At 70.3% G+C, this 22,152-nt stretch carries 12 protein-coding genes and 1 pseudogene; 7 read left to right on the forward strand and 6 right to left on the reverse strand.

Features of this window, described 5'->3' with window-relative positions:
* Positions 1–116 precede the first annotated feature (116 nt).
* Entirely contained in the window at positions 117–8,957 is an 8,841-nt protein-coding gene (locus tag ACZK39_RS09835; protein WP_463613213.1) for a SpvB/TcaC N-terminal domain-containing protein, read from the forward strand.
* 78 nt (positions 8,958–9,035) lie between these two features.
* Here the strand turns inward: ACZK39_RS09835 and ACZK39_RS09840 are convergent, their stop codons facing one another.
* The 3 genes from ACZK39_RS09840 to ACZK39_RS09850 all read right to left on the reverse strand — a co-directional run bounded on the left by ACZK39_RS09840 (position 9,036) and on the right by ACZK39_RS09850 (position 13,871).
* Positions 9,036–10,001 (reverse strand): DUF4349 domain-containing protein, encoded by a 966-nt coding sequence (locus ACZK39_RS09840; protein WP_463613214.1) that lies wholly within the window; start codon positions 9,999–10,001, stop codon positions 9,036–9,038.
* A 237-nt stretch (positions 10,002–10,238) separates the two neighbouring features.
* Entirely contained in the window at positions 10,239–11,549 is a 1,311-nt protein-coding gene (locus ACZK39_RS09845) for a DDE-type integrase/transposase/recombinase (RefSeq protein WP_463613215.1), read from the reverse strand.
* 717 nt (positions 11,550–12,266) lie between these two features.
* A complete protein-coding gene (locus ACZK39_RS09850; RefSeq protein WP_463613216.1) occupies positions 12,267–13,871 on the reverse strand; it encodes a peptide chain release factor 3 in 1,605 nt (534 codons plus the stop codon).
* A gap of 296 nt (positions 13,872–14,167) precedes the next feature.
* Here ACZK39_RS09850 and ACZK39_RS09855 point away from each other — a divergent pair, with 296 nt between their 5' ends.
* The 4 genes from ACZK39_RS09855 (at position 14,168) to ACZK39_RS09870 (ending at position 17,181) form a co-directional block, all read left to right on the forward strand.
* Complete coding sequence (locus tag ACZK39_RS09855) at positions 14,168–15,220, forward strand: ABC transporter substrate-binding protein (RefSeq protein WP_463613217.1); 1,053 nt, start codon at positions 14,168–14,170, stop codon at positions 15,218–15,220.
* On the forward strand, positions 15,217–15,993 hold the full coding sequence (locus ACZK39_RS09860; protein WP_463613218.1) for an ABC transporter ATP-binding protein: 777 nt from the start codon (positions 15,217–15,219) through the stop codon (positions 15,991–15,993). The genes ACZK39_RS09855 and ACZK39_RS09860 overlap by 4 nt, the downstream gene beginning before the upstream one ends.
* Complete coding sequence (locus ACZK39_RS09865) at positions 15,965–16,852, forward strand: ABC transporter permease (protein WP_463613219.1); 888 nt, start codon at positions 15,965–15,967, stop codon at positions 16,850–16,852. The genes ACZK39_RS09860 and ACZK39_RS09865 overlap by 29 nt, the downstream gene beginning before the upstream one ends.
* A 110-nt stretch (positions 16,853–16,962) precedes the next feature.
* Entirely contained in the window at positions 16,963–17,181 is a 219-nt protein-coding gene (locus tag ACZK39_RS09870; protein ID WP_463613220.1) for a YgaP family membrane protein, read from the forward strand.
* A gap of 286 nt (positions 17,182–17,467) precedes the next feature.
* On the opposite strand, the gene ACZK39_RS09875 is transcribed toward ACZK39_RS09870, so the two are convergent.
* A complete protein-coding gene (locus ACZK39_RS09875; RefSeq protein ID WP_463612912.1) occupies positions 17,468–17,914 on the reverse strand; it encodes a hypothetical protein in 447 nt (148 codons plus the stop codon).
* Positions 17,915–18,077: 163 nt separating this feature from the next.
* On the opposite strand from ACZK39_RS09875, the pseudogene ACZK39_RS16765 reads away from it, so the two are divergent.
* A pseudogene (locus tag ACZK39_RS16765) lies at positions 18,078–18,791 on the forward strand (response regulator transcription factor).
* Positions 18,788–19,783 carry a sensor histidine kinase gene (locus tag ACZK39_RS09890; RefSeq protein ID WP_463612911.1) on the forward strand — a complete coding sequence of 332 codons (996 nt, stop codon included), beginning with the start codon at positions 18,788–18,790 and terminating at the stop codon, positions 19,781–19,783. The pseudogene ACZK39_RS16765 and the gene ACZK39_RS09890 overlap by 4 nt, the downstream one beginning before the upstream one ends.
* A 103-nt stretch (positions 19,784–19,886) precedes the next feature.
* Here the strand turns inward: ACZK39_RS09890 and ACZK39_RS09895 are convergent, their stop codons facing one another.
* Positions 19,887–20,885 (reverse strand): sugar phosphate isomerase/epimerase family protein, encoded by a 999-nt coding sequence (locus tag ACZK39_RS09895; protein WP_463612910.1) that lies wholly within the window; start codon positions 20,883–20,885, stop codon positions 19,887–19,889.
* On the reverse strand, positions 20,882–22,054 hold the full coding sequence (locus ACZK39_RS09900) for a Gfo/Idh/MocA family protein (RefSeq protein WP_463612909.1): 1,173 nt from the start codon (positions 22,052–22,054) through the stop codon (positions 20,882–20,884). Before ACZK39_RS09900 ends, ACZK39_RS09895 begins: the two co-directional genes overlap by 4 nt.
* Positions 22,055–22,152: the final 98 nt, after the last annotated feature.

Genomic DNA, 22,152 nt, shown 5'->3' on the forward strand with positions numbered 1-22,152 from the left:
AGGCGACCTAGGTCCATTGCCATCGCATACCGGCCGCGGCGAGAGTGTCGCTCGGCTCTCTACTCCATTTCGGTGGGGAGGCGGTCTCCGGAATCCCCCCGTCCTTGGAGTTCACAATGAAGCTGCTCCCCCGCCTCTCCGCCCTGACCCTGAGTGTGGTGCTCCTCAGCTCGGGTACGCTCAGCGCCCCTCTGGCCCAGGGTGACCTGTTGTCGGGGGCCGAGCCGGGCAGCTTGGCACGGCCCGGCCAGATCACCCCGGCCGACCTCGGCGAGGATGCCCTGGACGGCCTGAAGTTCGCCGATCCGACGGAGGGCCTTGACCTCATCGCCCCACCCGAGCCCGATCACCAGGGCGGGGCGAGCGTGTCCCACCCCCTCACCGTCCCGGCCGGCCGGGCCGGGGTGGAGCCGTCCCTCTCGCTGGTCTACGACTCCACCGGGGGCAACGGCTGGGTGGGCACCGGCTGGGATCTCGGGCTCGGCAGCGTCGAGGTGGACACCCGGTGGGGTGCCCCGCTGTTCTGCCCCGCGGCCGACGACCTGTGCGCCACCGATGCCGGGACCAACGTGGAGAGCGAGACCTACATCCTCGACGGCGACCAGCTCAGCCCCACTGCGGTCACCTATCCCTTCGTGCCCCGCGAAGCCGACAAGGCGGACTGGACCCGCCGCGTGGAGACCGAGTGGGAGCGGATCATCCGCCACGGCGACTCGCCCACGAACTACTGGTGGGAGGTCACCGACAAGAACGGCACCACCCGCTTCTACGGCGGCACGCCTGAGGGCCAGCGCGACGAGCAGGCCATCCTCAGCGACGACGCAGGCAACGCGGTCCGCTGGGGGCTGTCTGGCGTCCGCGACATCTCCAGCAACGTCATGCGCATCAGCTACGACAAGCCCGCGGGCACCGGCGTCGGCTCCGGCAACGCCACCCTCGGCACGGGCTTCTACGTGAGCTCCATCCTCTACACCGGCTCGCTGGGCGCCGGAAACGCCGACGACCCGGCCTACGAGGTGTCCTTCCTCCGCGACGGTGACCTCTCCCCCGCGCCCGCCCGACGCCCCGACGTCATCGTCGACGCGGGCGCAGGCGCCCTCGAGGTGACCTCAGACCTCCTGCGCCGAATCGAGGTCCGGCACGGCACGCCCAGCGGCGGCTCCCGCACCTACGACGAGCTGGTCCAGGGCTGGAACCTCGTCTACGCGCCCGAGGCACCCTTCGGTAAGTCGATGCTGGAGAAGGTCGAGCAGTTCGGCCGCGACGGCGCCGTCGCCGGGTCGCACACCTTCACCTACTACGACGACGTGGCCTTCGCGTCTGGCAGCTACGACGGCTTCGCGGCCGGCGAGGCCTGGAACTCCGGCAGCGACCTCAACCAGTCCCTCCTCAGCCCGGTGGGGCTCAGCGCGCTCGGCGCCTCCGAGACCAACAGCGGCGGCGGCCACGCCTATCTCGGCTTCAACCTCTCCAACCCCACCAAGACGGGGTCGTTCGGCGGGGCCCTCGCCATCAGCGGCAGCGGCACCGGTGGCCTCATCGAGATGCTCGACATCAACGGCGACATGCTCACCGACAAGGTGTTCCGCACGAACATCACCGGGGCGGGCGTCAAGTACCGGCTCAACAACGGCGACGGAACCTTCGGCCCCGCGAAGGACGTGGTGGGCATCGGAACCCTGTCCACCGAGGCCAACATCGGCGTCTCCGGCGGCCCCGAGGCGTACTTCGGCGTCTCGGTGCAATTCAACATCGCGGCGGACGTGACCATCGGCGAGCAGTACTTCACCGACGTCAACAACGACGGCCTGCCGGACTACGTCAGCGCCGGGCAGGTCTACTTCAACACCCCCACCGCGACCGGACCCGAGTTCCGCTCCGACAGCGCCGACACGCCCGTGCCGATCGACAACGGCACCGTCAACCTCGACGACATCGAGAAGCTGGCCGAGTTCGAGGAGCTGCAGCGCGCGAACTCGCCGCGCCAGGACGTGGTGCGCCGCTGGGTGGCGCCCTACGCGGGGACGGTCAGCATCGAGGGAGCCGCCACGCTCACCGACAGCCACGTGGGCGACGGCGTCCGGCTCGCCATCCAGCACGCCTCCACCGAGCTGTGGGCGGCCAACCTGCTCACCGCCGGTTCCACCGCCACCCCGCCGGCGCTCAGCCGGTCGGTGCAGCGCGGCCAGGCCGTCTACTTCCGCGTCGGCTCGGTTGACGACGGAGCCACCGACAGCGTCGCCTGGGCACCCGTGATCACCTACACCTCGCTGGGCACCCTGCCGACGGATGCCAACGCTCTGAGCCAGACACAGTTCGACGCCGCGGCCGAGTTCACGCTCGCCGGCCGCCCCGACACCCCCGTGCTCATGCCGCTGCGGGGCACCGTCACGGTGGAGGGGACGCTCACCAAGACCGCCGCCACCAGCGACGACCTGACCCTCCTGGTGCTGCACGACGGCGCCACCGTCGCCTCAGTGCCCGTGCCCGCGGGCTTCGTGGGCGACATCGACCTCGACGAGAGCTTCCCCGTCGCCGCGCCGTCCGGGGACACGGCGGACAAGGTGGTGGTGCGCATCGCGGCCGACTCGCCGATCGATCCCACCGTCCTGTCGTTCGCCCCCCGGCTCTACTACACCGAGGCCTTCGACGGGACGACCCCCGTGGAGGTCCTGGCCGATCTCGACGACGACGGCCAGGTCGACGACCACACCCTCGAGCTGAACCTTCCCTACGACATCGACCTCTACCCCACCACGGACGAGACCGCCCCCCGGACCCCGTGGACCTCCACCATCGGCCGCGAGGTCACGGTGGAGGCGTCCGTCGGCGCCCTGGATGCCGAGCCGGGCCAGGTGACCCTGACCGTCAAGAAGCGGGTCGCGTCCGGCCTCGGTGAGGTGGTGGCCAAGCAGACCTTCGACGCCGGCGCCCTGGGCGGCAGCACCGAACTGACCGGCGTCACCCTCGAAACCGGCTCCGACTACTGGTTCGACCTCTCCGTCCGCAACCCCGACCTGTCCGAGCGCATCATCAGCAACGACGTCATCCTGGCCTGGACCGACGGCGGCACCGACGAGACCCTCGACGTGCCCGAGACGCTCAACTCCGCCGGCCGGCAGGGCATCTTCCCGATCGCCCACCGCGGCTGGGCCTACGCCGGCTACAACGCAGACTACGAGGGGACCAACCGCTCCACCGTGCCCCTCGACGAGCAGGCCTTCGTCTTCCAGCAGGCCAACTACCCGACGTCGGCGCCGACGGGCTTCAACGACTCCAGCTACAAGGATCCGGCCCAGGGCGAGTCCTACCCCTATGTCGCATACCTGCTCCGCACGCCCGGCGGCAGCGACCCCGTGCCCGTCTGGCGCGGACTGAAGGACAACCTGGTGGGCGGCGCGGACTTCGCGTCGAGCTCGCGCACCGGGTCCGACAGCATCGGCGTCGCCGGTGCCCCGGGTGCCGGCGACAGCGTGCGCGCCGTCCGCCGCGTGGGACTGACCGCGCCCGTGTTCGGCCTCGTCGCCGGCATCGGCCCGCTGTCGGCCGCCTTCGGCGCCGGTCCGAGCTTCGGCCTGCTCGACTACGTCGACGTCAACGCCGACGGCTTCCCCGACATCGTCGCCCCCGGGCGGATCACGTACACCACCCCGCTCGGCGGATTCCTCCCCGGCTCCGGCTCCGGGCCGGACGTGGTGGGCCAGGACACCACCTTCGCGGTCAGCGGAGGCTTCAGCGGCACCGCCATCGACATCAAGGCCAACTCCAAGGGCGATGCGAACACCGCGCAGGACACCGCCACCACCAGCGGCACCTCGAAGAAGGCCACCACCTCGGGCTCCGCGCAGCAGGGTGAAGCGGCCGACACGCAGGAGTCCGGCGCCAACGTCGGCGGCTCCCTCGGGGTCACCGCCCAGTTCACCAACCCCGGCGGCGGCGTGAACTCAGACTGGGGCGACTCCATCTCGCAGATGGACCTCGACACCTCCGCCCCGCTCGAGCGCGAGCTGGCCGACGTCAACGGCGACTCGTTGCCGGATCTGGTGCTGGCCGGCGGTGGCGGCGTGCGCGTCCGCTTCAACCTCGGCCACAGCTTCTCCGCCACCGAGGTGCAGTGGTCCGAGGGCGGATTCGAGAACGGCGAGTCCTACTCCGGCTCCGTCGGCCCGCTGCTCGGCTTCAACTACAACAACAAGGAGTTCTCCGGCGGCCTGTCCCTAAACGAGGGCATCGACCAGGCCCGGTACTCCTGGGTCGACGTCGACGGCGACGGCGTCCTCGACCGGGTCCGCAAGACCGACGACGGCACCCGGGTGGCGTTCGCCTCCGGCAGCGGCGCCCGGTCCGAGGTGGACTACGGCACCATGGTCTCCGGCGAATTCGATCTGATCGGCAGCATCCCGCTGGGTGAACAGGCCTCCCAGGACCGCAGCCGCGGTGTGGGCGGCGGCTTCGACTTCACCATCCCGATCGGGCCGCTGTGCCTGGCCGGCTGCTACATCATCGTCAACCCGGGCGCCAGCTTCGACCGCAGCCTGTCGTCGAGCCAGGTGCAGCTCACCGACGTCGACGGGGACGGCAACCCCGACTCGGTGCTCAGCACCGACGACGGCGAGATCACCGTGCGCGCCAACAACCGTGGCCGCACCAACCTGCTCAAGAGCGTCACCAACCCGCTCGGCGGCCAGATCCGCCTCGGCTACACCCGCGACGGCAACACCACCGAGCAGCCCCTGCCGCTGTGGCTGATGACCAGCGTCGAGGTGGACGACGGCCGCCCCGGCGACGGCCCGGTGCACGCCAGCACCTTCGGCTACGAGGGCAACCGGTTCGACAAGGTGGAGCGTGAGCTCATGGGCTACGGGACCGTCGTGGAGGAACAGCGCGACGGCCCCGGTGGGGCTGTGCTGCGGCGCACCGTGAGCACCTTCGGCAACGACACGGTGTTCGACTCCGGACTGCTGGAAAGCCAGGAGATGCAGGCGCCCGACGGGACCCCGGTGAGCCGGACAGCGTCCACCTGGGTGACCATCGGGCTCGACTCCGGCGGAGCCACCGTCCCGGCCGCGACACCCGATCCGGTCACCATCCCGGCCACCGGCGCGGAGGCCCTCGCCCTCCTCGACGACCGCCGAGGCGTGGTCCGCACCCAGGTGCTGCAGTCGTGGTTCAACTCGGCCGGCGCCCTCGGCACGTCCATGAAGAACTCGTTCTTCTACGACGCGCTGGGCAATCCGGTGCGCCAGATCGACCACGGCCAGCCGTCCGACCTGGCCGACGACCTCGAGGCGCTCACCACCTATGCCGACTGCCGCAGCTCCTCGTGGGTCAGCACCGTGGCCACCTTCACCGTCCTCGATCACGCCGGAGGCGTGCTGCGGCACCGCGACGGGTCCACCGACCTGTGCCTCAACGCCGTGCCCATCCACATCGAGGAGCGCATCGACGACGACACCGTCGCCGTCACGGACCTCACCTTCGACGCCTGGGGCAGCTACAACCAGGTGGCCTACCCCGAGAACGCCGACGGGGACCGCTACGTGGTGGACTACGTCTACGACGCGGACCGGCACACCGACGTGGCCGAGGTGACCGACAGCCACGGCCTGACCGCCCGCGCGGCGTTCTCCGCCGCCGGCCTGGTCACCGACCGCATCGACGCCAACGGCAACGCCACGCGCTACACCTACGACGCGTTCAACCGCCTGGCCACCGTCCGCAGCCCGAACGAGCAGGACCCGGCGGGGCCGCCGACCGTGGCCTACGAGTACGCGCCCACGGCCGCGGCCTACGGGTACGCCGTCGCCCGCCACCACGACCGCTTCAACCCCGGAGACACCATCGACACGGTGGCGTTCGTCGACGGTATGGCGCGGATCACGCAGACCAAGCGCGACTACACGATGATCCAGGACGACTCGTCGCTGCCTGCCCTCGACCAGGTGCTGGTGGCAGGGGCCATCGAGTACGACGCCCTCGGCCGCGAGATCAAGGAGTGGTGGCCCACGATCGAGCCCCTGGGCACCTTCACCGCCTACCAGGCGGCCACCGACCCGTATCCCCCCACCCTGACCTCGTACACGCTGCTCGACCAGGTGGAGAAGGTTGAGCTCCCCTACGGCGAGGGCAACTCCGATCCCATCATCACGACGATCGACCACGGCTTCGGCACCACCCAGGGGGTGCCCGACGGCCTCTTCGTCACCACCATCACCGACCCGATCGCCCACGACTCGGCGCTGACCGGCGGCGGCACCGCCACCGAAGGCAAGCAGCAGGTGACCTACTCGGATGTGCGCGGCAACCTGCTGGTCAACGACGACATCCCGGCCGCGGCCAGCGCCATCCGGACCCGCTACCGCTACGACGTGCTCGGCCAACTGACCGCCGTCGTCGACAACGCGGGGAGTCAGACGAGCCACGCCTACGACGGCCTCGGCCGGCGCCTGTGGACCGACACCCCGGACGGCGGGAAGCGCGAGATGACCTACGACCCCGCGGGCAACGTCGTCAAGGAGACCACGCCCAACCTGGCCGCCGACGGCCAGCACATCGCCTACGGCTACGACATCGACCGGCTCACGACGATCGACTACCCGGACGACACACCCGATGTGGCCTACGCCTACGGCGCGCCGGGGGCACCCGACAACGGCGCCGGCCGTGTCGTCGGCGTCGAGGACGGGGCCCGCATCCAGACCCTGGCCTACGACGCTCTCGGCAACGTGGCCACCGAGGTCACCACGATGAAGGCGCACAACCTCAGCCCCAGCACACGGGACAAGCTGACCTTCACCACCGGCTTCAGCTACGACTCGCTGGGCCGCATCGACCAGCTGACCTACCCCGACGGGGAGGTGCTCTCGCACGATTACGACAGCGCCGGGCAGCTCACCGCCATGCTGGGGGTCAAGGAGTGCACCCAGCTGGGGGCGCTCACCGTCGCCATCAACGCGGAGGCCACCACCATCACGGTCACCGAGGTGGCCGACTCCGCCCCCGCGCTGCCATTCACCATCCGGTTGGGTGACGAGCAGCTCCGGGTCACCGACAGGGTGGCCACCGGCACGCCGGGCGAGTGGCTGTACACCGTGGAGCGCGGGATCAACGGCAACCTGCTGTTCCCGACGGCCGTGGGGCACACGGCGCGCACCAAGGTGATCTCCGACGAGGCGCTCACCTGCTCCTACAGCTACCTGGAGCGCCAGGAGTACGACCAGTTCGTCGACCGACGGCTGCGCGACACCGGCAACGGGGTCTCCACGCAGTGGGCCTTCGACTGGATCGGCCGCCTGGAGACCATCGCCACCGACACTCCCGTCCGCAACGTCCAGAACCTGACCTACGGCTATGACAAGGCCAGCAACGTCGTCTCGATGGATAACGACGTGCCCGCGGCCACGCCCAGCCTCTATGTGGGGCCCAGCTCGCAGGCTTACACCTACGACCCCCACTACAGGCTGAGCAGCGCCACGGGGCGCGCCGACGTGGCCCCCGACAAGGTCCGCCGGTTCACCCTGGACCTCACCTACGACGAGCACGGCAACGTCACCCGTAAACAGCAGGGCGACTCCATCGGCAAGGCGAACGGGAAGGGCAAGCTGCTGCTGCCCCCCGAGACGAACTACACCTTCTCGATGGAGTTCGACGGCGCCGGGCCGCACCAGCTCACCCGGAACGGGCCGAGGTCCTACACCTACGACCTCAACGGCAACCTCGCATCGTGGGTCGACACCGTCACCAACGAGACCCGGACCATGACGTGGGACGCCGAGGACCGGATCACCCGGTTCGACGACGGCAGCGACACCACCGAGTACACCTACGACTCCGACGGCAGGAGGGCGATCGAGCGCGGACCCGACGGCGAGACCTCGTTCGTCAACCGCTGGTACACCGTGCGCAACGGCGCCGTCCCGTGGAAGCACATCTGGGCCGGCGACGACCGGATGGCCACGAAGCGCTCCTTCGACGGCGACTTCGAGCATCAGCAGTACTACCTGACCAAGGACCTCCAGGGCTCCACCCATGTCGTCACCGACGACATCGGCAAGGTCTTCGAGCACTGGGAGTACTTCCCCGGTGGCGAGCCGTGGATCCGGGAGGACTCGAACGTCCATCGCACGCCGTACCTGTACGTGGGCGGCTACCTGGACGAGGTGCGCGACCTGCTCAACCTGGGAGCGCGTTGGTACGAGCCGCGGGAGGGCATGTTCTACAGCCCGGACCCGATGCTCTACACCGACCCGTCCGCGGTCCAGGGCGACCCTGCCCTGCTGCCGGCCTACACCTACGCCGAGTCCAGCCCGCTGCGGCTGGTGGACCCGGGAGGCCTGGCGCCGAGCGTCGCCGGTGGGGGCCTGTCCTCGTCGGGCGTGACCGCCAGCACTCCGTCGGCCAGTGATGCCGGCGTGCAGACGGACGCAGACCGCGGCTCGCGGCTGTGGTTCCCGCTGGCCCGGATGGCCGGCTCAGCCGAGGCCAAGAGCCTTCAGGCGTTCTCCGAACGCTACGAGATGACGCCGTTGATCCAGGTCAACATGGTGAAGACCTCCGACGGCTGGCAGCTCCAGGACGTGAAGGCGTCGGCCTTCATCGGCCTCACCCAGAAGACCGTCTACACGGGGGCCGGGGACAGGAACGGCGCAGACAGCAGCGACGATTCCACCAACGCCGGCCTCGGCGGTCAGACGGGCCCGCAACCCGGAGCGGGGACGCCCGCGCTCGACGTGGGGCCGGCGGCCCTCGGCGCGGGCGGTTCGGCCGACGACGCGGGCGAGGGGTCGCTCGGCGACGGGGTCTCGGCGACGGGCTCCTCGGGGCTGTCCGATGGGACGCGGAGCCGGGCCGACAGCCTCAGTGACGGCGGCGGCTTGAGTCGCAGCGCGAGCAGTTCGTCGTTGGGCGGGGCCGACGCCGGCTCAGTCGACGGGCCGGCAGACTCCTCCGGGGCCTGACGCATCGCCGGTGGTCCGCCCGTCCGGCGGGCCACCGGGCACCGCCGTCGACCTTTCGCTAGTGCGAGGGGCAGGCGATCATTCGCTATCGCGAAGTGCCGACGGGGTGGCGCCGTCGGCCGGCGGCGGGGGTGTCGCGGCGGGGGTTGCCCGACGTCGGCGGAGCATTGCCCGCATCGGGAAGAACAGGATCAGCGCGGCCAGCCAGAGCGGCGACGTCGCGATGATCACCGTCAGCGCGCCGGTCAGCAGCTGCGCGGCCCCACGGATGCCGCTGGTGACTGCCGCGACGAAGCCCCACGACCCGCCATCCGGCCGCACCACTGCGCGCGGCTCGGTGAGCTCCACCGACACCGTCGCCATCGACGCCTGCCGCTCCAACCAGGTCACCTGCGCGTCCATGGACTCGATCTCACCGCGCACCCGGCCCAGCTCGGCCTCGATGGCCAGCATCTCCTCGACCTTCACGGCCGCATCGAAGAACTCACGCAGCCGCACCTCCTGGGCACGTAGGTTCTCCAGGCGTGCGGACAGGTCCACGTGCTCCTGGGTGACGTCGTCGGTGGCCTCGGACTGGAACTTCACCACCCCGATCTCCGCGACATCCGCGACGAAGTCCTCGTACGAGTCCGTGGGCACCTTGACCGTGACCCAGCCGCGCAGGGCGGTGCCGTCGCCGATGGGGTTGCCGGTCTCGTCGTAGTGGTAGATCCACTCGTCGGTGTCTGTCGCCACCTGCATGTTGACGACGGTGCCCTCATAGCTGCGCGCGAGGTCCTGGATGCTGGTCACCGCGTCGGCGGTGCTCTCCACCTCCAGGCGAAGGGTCTTGGACCGGATGATCATGCGGTCGCCGTCGCCTGCGGTGTCCTCCTGGCCGTCCTTCTCGGGGAGTGCCCCGCTGTCGCCACCGACGGCCGGTGCGGGTTCGACGCCGGGCATCTCCTCCGAGCTGGACCCGGATCCGGAACAGCCGGCGATCAACACTGCCATGAGGATCGCGGCGAACGCCGCCAGACCTCTCCGCAACCACACCTTCAGCATCGTCGTGCCTCCTTGCCGGACGTGAGCCGGACGAGGGCGGATGCCGCAGTTCTGCGGTGAACACCGGCCTCGCCGTCGGTGCATCGAGCCTACACCGGGGCACATCACCGCCCCGCCCGAGGAACTGAGGACCTGAGGGGCGAGCTCGGCCCTCTAAATGTCATGCTCAGAGTCGAGTACGACCCTGTCATGTCTCAGGCCTTCGTAGACAGTCCTGTCTCACCGGGTCGTTGACGGTTATGTCTCACTGGTGTCGGGTCGCCAGGGTCGGATTGTGAGCAGTTTAACGGTGCCGGGGGGGACGGTGCCGGGGTGGGACACGTGACCGAGGAACACGCCGTCGGGGTCGAAGATCTCGATGGTGGTGGCGTCGAACATGACGTGCAGGGTTTGGCCGGCGAGTCGTTTGCTGACGTAGATCTTGGCGCGACAGATGTGGATACGGCCGTCGGTTGCGACGCGCCGGTCGGCCCATCGAGCCGTGTCGGAGGGGTCGGTGGGGGTGCGTTCGCCCATCATGCGGCGAGCGGCACCGGAACGGACAGTTCTCCGGCCGGGGTCGCGGGTCGGGGCCACGACCGGCGGCGCCACCTCCGGCGTGGGTGGGCCGGGCACGGCTTTCGCTTTGGCCTGGTAGGCCTCGGCTGGGGTCTGATCCGGGTCGAGTGCCTGATGCGCCCGCTGGGTGTTGTAGTACTCGTCGAACTCGTCAACGAGCTCAGCGAGCCGCTGCGCGGTGCGGATCGGGCGGTGGGCGTCGAGGAACTTCTGGATGGTTCGGTGCAGCCGCTCATTCTTGCCCTGGGTGGTGGGTTTGCCGGGACGGCCGGTGATCGGTGCGACGCCTTGATGGCGCAGGTAGACCTCCAGCTGTGAGGTTCCGCCGCGTCGGGCCTGGTTGAACGCCGTGCCGTTGTCGGTCAGGAACCTCGCGGGTGCGCCATGACGGCCGATGGCGGCGGCGACCACGGTGATCGCCGCCTCGCTGGTCTCCGACCGCGCCACGAGGGAGGCCAGGATGAACCGCGAGTGGTCGTCCTCGACCTGCAGCACGCACCGCTTCGACCCGGCCTCGTCATCGAGGCGGTACTCGAACCCGTCGAGTTGCCAGCAGCCATTGGGATCGGGGTACCGGAACCGGCGGTAGGACGCCCTGGGGCGTTTCGCCGGCTCGGGCGTGACCACCCCGTGACGGGTGAAGATCCTCGCCAGCGTGGCCCGTGACGGCGGCGTCACACCTTGCCGGCGCATCACTGCCGCCACCGACAACGGTCCATGATCCCAGCCAGCCCGCTTCAGATCGGCCCGGACCTGCAAAGCCAGCACTTCCAGCTCGTCGCTGGTGCGTCGCGCCACCGACCTGGCCACCGGCTGCCGGGCAGTGACCGCGGCAAGCTTGCCCTCGGTCTGCGCCCGCGACCTCACCTTGTAGAACTCGGCCCTCGAAATCCCGTGCTCACGACAGAACCGAGTGACCTCACCCCGACGAGGCTGGTCAGGGAAATTGATGATCAGGTGACGAACACGAACGTCGATACGGGCAGCCATGCCGATGACCCTCGCCGCCGACCACCGCGCCAGGGCGATCGTCCACGAAGGCGTGAGACAGAACCGTCAACACCCACCGTCCACGAAGGTTGAGACACATCTGTCAACGAAGCACTGAGACAGCACCGTCTACGAAGGTATGAGACTTCGCAGAGTCGAGTACGACCCTCAGCATGACATTTAGTGGTGTGGGGACGGTCTCGACGGGTCGAGAACCCGGACCTGCCAGCGAGGGTGGGGGACGTCAGGGCGGCACTGCGCAGCGGTGCCCAACCCGACGATCACCCAACCGGCATCCCGCCCAAGCAGACCCAGCCCCAACGCCGCCCTGCCGGCCCACACCCGGACAGACAGCGCCACAGGAGGACCGAGTGCGGGGAGACGGGGGCGATGCCCGGGCGGCCTAGCAACCCGACCACAGACCCCGGCCGCGACGACCTCCAGAGCATGGACAACGGCCGCCCGGGCATCGACTCACGCCTCACCGCACCCGACCACAAGAACTGCGTGAAGGTGGTAGTCACGACCCTTCGAGACGGCACCCGCGCCTTCGGCGGCGCGCCTCCTCAGGGAGCGAAAATGGACCGACGCCGTTACGCGGTCGACCCTCCTCAGGGAGCGAAAGACGGCCACGCCGCTCCTCGGGCGGCCCTCCTCAGGGAGCGAAAGACGGCCACGCCGCTCCTCGGGCGGCCCTCCTCAGGGAGCGATGGGACGCTAGGCGGACGGGAGGGTGTCCTCGACGTCCGTGCTGATGGACTCCAGAACCACGTGGGGATGCAGGCGCCGGAACGTCGACACCTGCCACTTCCCCGTCAACAGGGCGAGCGACGCCCCATCCTGGCGACGCTCCACGCCCTCCACTCCGGTCACCGAGTTGATGTCTCGGAGGTCGTCCGCCTTGGCGCGAAGCGCAAGCGTGTAGGGGAGCTGATCGAAGCGCACCGGCGCGTTGAACTCGTGCTCCATCCGGTGGCTGGCCACCTCGAACTGCATCGGTCCCACCGCGGCCAGGATCGGCGTCTGCCGCGACCTCGACTCCGAGTCCAGCACCTGCACCACGCCCTCCTGGTCCAGCTGCTCGATCCCCTTCTGGAACTGCTTGTGCTTCGACGGGTCGGCGGCGCGCACCACCCGGAAATGCTCGGGCGCGAACGACGGGATGGGCGGGTAGTCGACGGGGTCCTCGCCGTACAGGGTGTCCCCGGCCCGCAGGGTGCCTGCGTTGACGAGGCCGATGATGTCGCCCGGGAACGCCTCCTCCACCGTCTCCCGGTCCCGCCCGAAGACGCTGCTGACGTATTTCGTCGTGAAGGACCTGCCCGTCGCGGCGTGCGTGATCACGTCGCCGCGATAGAACACCCCAGAGCACACCCGCGCGAACGCGAGCCTGTCGCGGTGGGCGCGGTCCATGCCGGCCTGCACCTTGAACACCTGGGCGCTGAACGACGCCTCGACGGCGCGCGGCTGGCCCTCCACGTCGCGCCTGGCGGTGGGCGACGGGGCCATGTCGGCCACCACGTCGAGCAGGTGCCCGACGCCGAAGTTGGACACGGCGGCCGTGAACAGCACGGGGGTGGTGGCCTGCGCCAGGAACAACTCCTGGTCGTGGACGTAGCCGTCCGCGGCGAGCAGGTCCAGCTCCTCGCGGGCGGCGTCGAAGTCCGCCCGGTCACGCTCCCCCACCGCGTCGGCGGTGAAGCGCTCCTCGATGGCCTTGGTGCTGCCGCCGGGGGTGCGCGTGAACCGGACGAACTCGTCGCTCCACTGCTCGATCACGCCGTGGAAGTCGCCCGCGACACCCACAGGCCAGGTCCACGGCGTGGGCACCATGCCGGTGCGCTTCTCGATCTCGTCGAGCAGCGCCAGCGCCTCGTGGCCGGGGCGGTCCCATTTGTTGATGACGGTGATGATCGGGATGCGGCGCGAGCGGCACACCTCGAAGAGCTTCATGGTCTGGGTCTCCATGCCCTTCGCCGCGTCGAGCAGCATGATCGCGCTGTCGACGGCGGTGAGGACTCGGTAGGTGTCCTCGGAGAAGTCGGCGTGGCCGGGGGTGTCGACGAGGTTGATGATGCAGTCGCGGTAGGGGAACTGCAGCGCCGACGAGCTGATCGAGATGCCGCGGTCCTTCTCCATATCCATCCAGTCGGACACAGTGCCCTGGCGGCCGGCCTTGCCGTGCACGACGCCGGCCTGCCCGATCGCCCGGGCGTGGAGGAGAAGTGCCTCCGTGAGCGTGGACTTGCCCGCGTCCGGGTGGCTGATGACGGCGATCGTGCGACGGCGGGCCGCCTGCGCGGACACCTCCGCCGGGCTCACCACGGGGCACCTCCGCGGCTCATTCGCGGGGCGAGGCGGGGCAGGCGGGCGCGCGCGGGGGCGCTCAGGGTGGAAAACATCTCGGTCGAGGGTACCCGGCGCCGACGGCGGGGCCGACATCGGCGGCGTCGGAGCGGACCGCCCGAGCGTGGGCCACAGCCAGATATTCCCGTGTTCAGCAGTCAGCGAAAGACCGCGCTCCCCCACGCTCAGGGCCCGTCTCACCAAGGGGGGGCGCGTTGACTGCGCCTGTGGGGGCGCTTAGCTTCCTTGTAACCCGCTCACCAGGAGACCCCATGGCCCACCGCAGCACCCGGCTGTCGCGGCGGACGGCTGCCGCCGTCGGCCTGCTGACGGCGTGCGGGCTGCTGGCCGGCTGCGCCTCCACCGCCTACGCCGACGACACCGTCACCATCGGATACTTCGCCAACGTCACCCACGCGCCCGCGCTCATCGCCGACGGCGCGGGCCTCTTCGACGCCCGGCTGGCACAGGCCGGGGCCACCGCATCCACGCAGTCGTTCCGGGCGGGACCTGAGGCGCTCCAGGCGGTGCTCGCCGGCTCCGTCGACGTGGCCTACATGGGCCCCAACCCCACCGTCACGGCCTACCTGCAGTCGCGTGGCGAGGCCGTGCGCGTCATCGCCGGCTCCAGCTCCGGCGGCGCGTCGCTGGTGGTCCGTGCGGGCATCGAGTCCCCGGAGGACCTCCGCGGGAAGCGGCTGGCCACCCCGCAACTCGGAAACACGCAGGACATCGCGCTGAGGCACTGGCTCGGCACCCAGGGCCTCACGGCCACCGACGACGGCGGGGGCGACGTGAGCGTGCTCCCCCAGCCCAACTCCGCCGCCGTGCAGGCCTTCACGGCCGGCGGGATCGACGGCGGCTGGCTGCCCGAGCCCTTCGCCACCCGGTTGGTCGAGGCAGGCGGGGTGGTGCTCGTCGACGAGCGGGACCTCTGGCCCGAGGGCCTGTTCGTCTCCACCACCGTGATCGCCAATCCGCGGTTCGTCGAGGAGCGGCCGGACCTGCTGCGCGCCTTCCTCGACGCCCACCTCGATGCCATCGCCATGATCGACGAGGACCCGGCCGCCGCGCGCGACACCGTCGCCGCCCAGATCACGGCCCTGACCGGGCAGGTGATGGACCCGGAGACGCTCCGCGCCTCCTGGGAGACGCTCGAGTTCACCGTCGAGCCGCTTGCCGACCCGCTCCGGGCCGCCGCCGCCCACGCCGACGCCGTTGGCCTGCTGCCGGACAAGCCAAACGACGACTTCGCCCGCCTGTGGGACCTGACCGTTCTGAACGAGGCGCTGGACGCCCGCGGCATGGCCGAGGTTGTCTCGTGACCGCGACAGCGCCCGCCGGGGGCCTCCGGCTCCGGGGCGTGACCAAGTCCTTCGGGCACGGCGAGCAGCGCGTCACGGCCCTCGGCGGCCTGGACCTCGACGTGGAGCCAGGCGAGTTCGTCGCCCTCGTCGGCGGCTCAGGCTGCGGCAAGTCGACGATGCTCACGCTGGCCGCGGGCCTGGAGACCCCCACGTCGGGCACCATCGACGCCGGCGGCAAGGTGGCCCTGATGTTCCAGGAGTCCACGCTGTTGCCGTGGCTCACCGCTGCCGGCAACGTGGAGCTCGCGCTCCAGCTGCGCGGCGTTGACAAGGGCGAACGCGCCGCCCTCGCCCGTCAGCTCCTCGGGAAGGTGCGCCTGGGTCGCCACCTGGACAAGCGTCCGCACGAGATGAGCGGCGGCATGCGGCAGCGCGTGGCGCTGGCGCGGGTGCTGGCGCAGGACGCCGCCGTCGTGCTCATGGACGAGCCGCTCGGCGCCCTCGACGCGATGACCCGAGACCAGATGCACGACCTCATCGAGGACGTCTGGCTCGACGCCGGCTTCAGCGTGGTGTTCGTCACCCACAACGTACGCGAGGCGGTGCGACTGTCGGACCGCACCATCCTGATGGGGTCGCGGCCGGGGCGGATCATCCACGAGCAGCGCATCCAGCTCCCCCGGCCCCGGGCCATGGAGTCCGCGGCGTGCGTCGCGTTGGCCGCGGACCTCACCCAACGACTCCGCGAGGAGGTGGCGCGCCATGACGAGGCCGACTACTTCGAGATCTGATTCCTCCGCCACGGACCCCCTCGAGCCCATCGACGACGCCCCGGCCGGCGCCCCCGTCGAGCGCAAGGCGCTGCCTCGGTGGCGGCGCGCCCTCCCCATCCTGCTGGCCACCTTGTTCTTCCTCGCGCTGTGGCAGGTGGTGGTGTGGACCGGCTGGAAGCCCGACTACCTCCTTCCGGGCCCCCTCGTCGTCCTCGGTGAGCTCGCACGACTGGCCGCCGACCCGCAGTTCTGGCAGGCGCTCGGCCGGACGCTGACCCGCGCGGTGCTGGGCTTCGCCCTTGCGCTGGCCATCGGCACCGCCATCGGGCTGGCGACGGCGAAGTCGCGGCTGCTGCGCTCGGCCATCGGGTCGCTGGTCACCGGCCTGCAGACGATGCCGTCGGTGGTGTGGTTCCCGCTGGCGATCCTGCTGCTGGGTCTGGGCGAGCAGGCGATCATGTTCGTCGTCGTGCTCGGCGCGGCACCCAGCATCGCCAACGGCGTCCTCACCGGCGTGGACCAGGTGCCGCCCGCCTACCACAAGCTCGGCGACGTGCTCGGCGCGAACGGCTGGACGCTCTACCGGCACATCATCATCCCGGCGGCGCTGCCGTCGTATGTCGCGGGGCTCAGCCAGGGCTGGGCGTTCGCGTGGCGATCCCTGATGGCTGGTGAGCTGCTCGTGGTCATCCCGGGCTCGCTCGCCCTGGGCAACCGGCTGTCGTCGGCGCAGGAGTTCGGTGACGCCACCGGGCTGATGGCGTACATGATCGTCATCCTGATCGTCGGGATGCTCGCGGACACGGCCTTCACAGCAATGTCGCGGCGGATCCGACGGCGCCGCGGCCTCGCCACCCCGTCGGAATCGCGCCCCTGAACGCACCCCGCGGTCAGTGGCAGCGGCGCTGCCCCCAGGCGGTGGTTGGGCCTCGACCCGCGATACCCGGGGGGGTATATGCTGGAGATTCCGAACGAAGGAGCCTTCACATGATCGAGTTCTTGTCCTCAACCGCAGGCCGCATCACCCGCGCTGCCATCGGTGTCGTGCTGCTGGTCGCGGGGTTGATCGTCGGCGGGGTGTGGGCGTGGGTGCTCGGCATCCTGGGCGCGGTGTTCGTGACTGTGGGCGTGGCGGACGTGTGCCTGCTCTCACCGCTGTTCGGCAAGCCCTTCAAGGGCGCCGACGTCCGCGCCTCCCTGCGATAATCCCCTCCCGCGGGCGCCCGATCGATCCCTGAGGAGGCCGACGTCGCGAAGCGACCGTCGGCCGTCTCGAAGGGTCGTATCCCCCACCTTCCAGCAGTCGATGCAACATGTCGCGACACAACCCTTCGAGACGATCCCCGGCGCTCCGCGCGGCGATCTCCTCAGGGAGCGGTGGGAACGATCACCGGCGCTCCGCGCGGCGATCTCCTCAGGGAGCGGTGGGAACGATCACCGGCGCTCCGCGCGGCGATCTCCTCAGGGATCGGCAGGGGACGGGCCATGCCGCTCAGCGACTCGCGGGGACCTTGATGACGGGGCAGACGAAGTACTTCACGACGCCCTCGTCGACGGCGTCACCGGCCATCAACGCCATGTCCACCTCGGCCGCGCTGTCGATCACCCCGTCGCCGTCGAGGTCAGAGGACGCGATCACCGCGTCGTACCCGTTCGGGAACCTGAGGGCGTGGACCATCCAGCGTCCCCCGTTGTAGCCGGGGTCGCCGGGGGCCGCCGTCGCCACGCTGGGCTGCGCCGAGCCGAAGCTGTAGATGGTGTCCCAGGAGTGGGCCGGTGCGCCGGTCCCCGAGAGGTCGGTGGGGGTGGCGACGGTTCGGTACATCACGCCGTCGACGTAGAACGCCGGGCCGGTGACCCCGGCGTGGGAGGTGAGCGGGACAGCGACGGCGGCGCTCGCGACGATGGCGGCTGCGGCGAGGCGGGTGAAGGTCTTCATGGCAGAACCTTTCGGTTGGTCCCCGGCCTTGTTGCCGGTGCCTCGAAGTCAACTCCTGAGCGCCGCGGGACTCCATGACGCAGCGCTTACCTCGTCCTTACGGGGATGTAACGCCCTGGCCGGCGCCTCCGGCGGCCGGTCCGGGCCCCCCTACGATGGCGATATGACGGACGTGCTCGTGGTCGAGGACGACCCCACCGTGGCCGAGGTGCTCGGGCTCTACCTGGGGCGGGCCGGGCTGCGCGTCAGGCACACGACGTCAGGCGAGGCGGCCCTGGCCATGGCCGCCGAGGCGCCGCCCGCCCTCGCGATCCTCGACCTCATGCTGCCGGGGATGGACGGCCTGGAGCTGTGCTGACGGCTCCGGCTCGCCCGCGCGGACCTGCCGATCATCATGCTGACCGCCCGCGGCGACGAGGAGGACCGCATCCTCGGCCTCCAGGTCGGTGCGGACGACTACGTCAGCAAGCCCTTCAGCCCCCGTGAACTCGTGCTGCGCGCGCAGTCGTTGATGCGCCGCGCCGCGCCCGGATCCGTCCCGAGGCCGTCGGCCCCCGAGGCGCTCACCGACGGCGACATCGTCGTGGACCGGTCTGCCCACCGCGCCCTGCTCGGGGGACGCGCCCTGTCCCTGACGTCGCGCGAGTTCGAGCTGCTGGCCTGGTTCCTGGCACATCCCGGGCGCGCGGCAGGCCGCGAGGAGCTCATGCGCGAGGTCTGGGACTGGGAGTTCGGCGACGCGTCGACGGTGACCGTCCACGTCCGCAGGCTTCGGGAGAAGATCGAGGCAGACCCCGGAAGCCCCGTCCGACTGGTCACCGTGTTCGGGGTCGGCTACCGCTGGGAGCCGGGCATGGGCGGGGCGGCGCCGCGATGAACCCGGTCCTGACCTCCGCCCTGGTGGCGGCAGCCGTGGGGGCGCTCGGCACCGCCGTCGTGATGCTGATCGCGCGCCGGTCGATCCGGCTGGCCGCGGTGGCTGCCCCGATCGTGGTGGTGGTCTCGCTGGCGGCCGGCGTGGCCGCGAGCGTGCAGACGATGGCCATCAGCGACTCGGCCGCGGCGACCATCCAGCTCGTCCTGGCGGGCGCGGCGCCGATGGCCCTCGTCGTCGGCCTGGTGCTGTCGCGGCAGCTCGGCTCCCGGGACCGGTCCATCACCCTGCGCGAGGCGGCGCTCGAGCGCGACCGTCAGGTCGAGTTGAGGCGGCGGGAGCTGGTGTCGTGGATGTCCCACGACCTTCGGACGCCGCTCGCCGGGATGACCGCGATCACTGAGGCCCTGCAGGACGGGGTGGCCCCTGATCCCGCGGCGTACCTCGCGCGGCTGCACGGCGAGGCCATGCGCCTGGACGCCATGGTCGATGACCTGATCGCCCTGTCCCGGCTGCAGAGCCCGGTCGGCCGGCTGCGCCGGGAGGACGTCTCCCTCCGCGATCTGGTCTCCGGGGTGCTGGAGCAGGCCAGGCCGGTCGCCGACCGGTCCGGGGTCAGGTTGACCGGGGAGGCCGAGCAGTCCGCGCCCGTGAGCGCCGACGCCAGGGAGGTGTCGCGGGCCGTGTCCAACCTCGTCGCCAACGGGATCCGGCACACCCCGTCGGGAGGCGAGGTGGCCGTGACCGTGCGCGAGGCCGACGGGTGGGCGTCGGTCCAGGTGGCCGACGGGTGCGGCGGCATCCCCGTCGACCACCTGCCGCACCTGTTCGAGCCGGGGTGGAGAGGCAGCGAGGACCGCGGCCCCGGAGATGGCGCGGGCGCAGGTCTCGGCCTCGCCATCGCGCGGGGCGTGGCCGAGGCCCACGGCGGGACGGCGACGGCGAGGAACGCTGGGCCTGGCTGCGTCTTCGAGCTGCGGTTGCCGTCCCCCTGACTCAGGCCCAGCTCTCGTCGGGGGTGATGTCCCCCGACGAGCAGGTGGGGCGTTGCTCTGGAGCCGGTACTCACCCTCGATTGCGGGCCGATGGACGGCTGTGTCAGGCCTTGAAGGCAGCCCACGCGTCGGTGAGGACCTTGGCGGCCACCTCTAGGCCCTCGATCCGGCCCAGCTCGGTGTCCTCGTGCTCGATGTTCAGGCACATGTCGGGGTCCACCTCGTGCAGCGCGCGGATGAACTCGGTCCAGTAGGCGGTGTCGTGACCCTTGCCCAGGGCGACGAAGTCCCAGGAGGAGTCCTTCGGCCACTCGTTGGCCCACTCGTCGCCGCCGAGGTTGACGCGTGCCTCGTCCGCACCCATGCGGCGGAAGCCGTTGTCCAGGACACCGTTGAGCCGCGCGTCCGGGTTGATCCGCACGTCCTTGGCCGCGGCATGGAAGATCAGGGGACCCAGCTCACGGACGACGGCGATCGGGTCGGCCTGCTGCCAGAACAGGTGCGAGGCGTCCATCTCGACGCCGATGTGGGTAGCTCCGGTCAGCTCGATCAGCTTCTTGACGTCGCGGGCGTTGAAAACAAGGTTCTGGGGGTGCAGTTCGAGGGCCACCTTCACCCCGTGGTCCTTGGCGAACTGGTCCATCTCGCTCCAGAACGGCGCGGCGATCTCCCACTGGTAGTCGAGGACGTCGAGCGCCGCGGAGTTCCAGGCGTTGACGATCCAGTTGGGGTACTTGGTGCCGGGCTCGCCGCCGGGCAGGCCGGACATGGTGACGACGCGGGTCTGGCCGAGCGCCGCGGCCGCACGGATCGAGAGGCGGATGTCCTGGGCGTGCTTCTCGGCGATCTCCGCGTTCGGATGCAGCGGGTTCCCGTTGCAGTTGAGGCCCGCGATCTCCACGCCGGTGCCCTCAAACTTCTTCAGGTACTCCGTGGCCGCCGCGGGGCTGGTGGCGATCTCGTCGATGTTGGGGATGTGGACCGGGGGCAGAAAGCCGCCGGAGTTGATCTCGATGCCGGTGAGGCCGAGACCTCCGATCACCGCGAGCGCATCCTCGAGGGGGCGGTCGTACAGGACTGCGTTGTAGACACCGAGCTTCACAGGGTCACCGTCTTTCCGTTGTTGGCAGCCGACTCAGCGACGGCGGCAAGAATTTCCATGTTGTGGACGCCTTCGTCAAACGAGGCGTTGCGGGGAAGGGAGTCGGCCTCGGGGATGCCGGCGACCTCTTCCAGGAAGGCTCGGGCCTGGAACGCGAAGCCCTCGTTCTGGCCGAAGCCGACACCCGCCACGTCGATAGCCATGCCACCGGCGACGTAGGGATGGTCGGCGCCTAGGTTGACGGTCCGGTAGCCGTTGGTGCCCGGCTGGTCGTCGTGGCGGTAGAGCCGCACCTGCGACGGGGTGTCCTGGTGGAAGCTCGCCGCGCCGTTCTCGCAGAAGACCTCGAAGTTCAGGCCGTTGGGGTAGCCGGCGGCGACGCGCGAGGCCTCCAGGCTCGCCGTCGTCTCGCCGAACTTCGCCGTGAACGTGGCGTAGTCGTCGTTCTCCACCGGCTCGGTCTCGCTCGACACCTCGACCTGGCCGTGCCCGACGACGGTGCCCAGCGGGAGCGGACGCTCCGTGATGGCGGTGGTGAAGGCTGCGCCGGAGACGGCGGTCATGCCGCCGCAGAGGAACTCCGACAGATAAGTGAGGTGGCTGCCGACGTCGGCGAGCGCGCCCGACCCCATGGGGCCCTTGTAGCGCCAGCTCATCTGCCCCTTCGGGTTGCACGCGTAGTCACACCAGTACCGCGCCGAGAGGTGCAGCACCTTGCCCAGCGTCCCGTCCTGGATCCAGTTCCGGATAGCGGCGATGCCGGGCTGCCGGACATACGTGAGCCCGATGCGGGCGATCGACGACGCCTCGCGGGCCAGCCGCGCCATCTCGCGGGCGGACTCGAGCGTGTCGGCCAGCGGCTTCTCGCACAGGGCGTGCTTGCCGGCCTCGAGCAGGCCCTTGACCACCTCGAGGTGCAGGCTGTTGGCGATGACGACGCTGACGACGTGGATGTCGGGGTCGGCGGCGATGGCGCGCCAGTCGGTGTCGCAACGTTCGTAGCCGTAGCGGCGGGCGGTGGCCTCGCCGACCTCGGCGTTGACGTCACAGATGGAGACGTAGCGCAGGTCGGGCAGCGTGGGCCGATACAGGGTGGGCGCGACACGGTAGGCGGCGGCGTGCGACTTCCCCGCCATGCCGGCTCCGATGACGGCGATGCCGATGGTCATTCATCCTCCTCGATATGTACTTGGAGCGGTCCAAGTGGCTTTACAATAGATCGACAGCACTTGTCCTGTCAATGGCTGCGTTACCCTCGGTCATCGTG

The organism is Tessaracoccus luoxuelianae, from assembly GCF_055326245.1.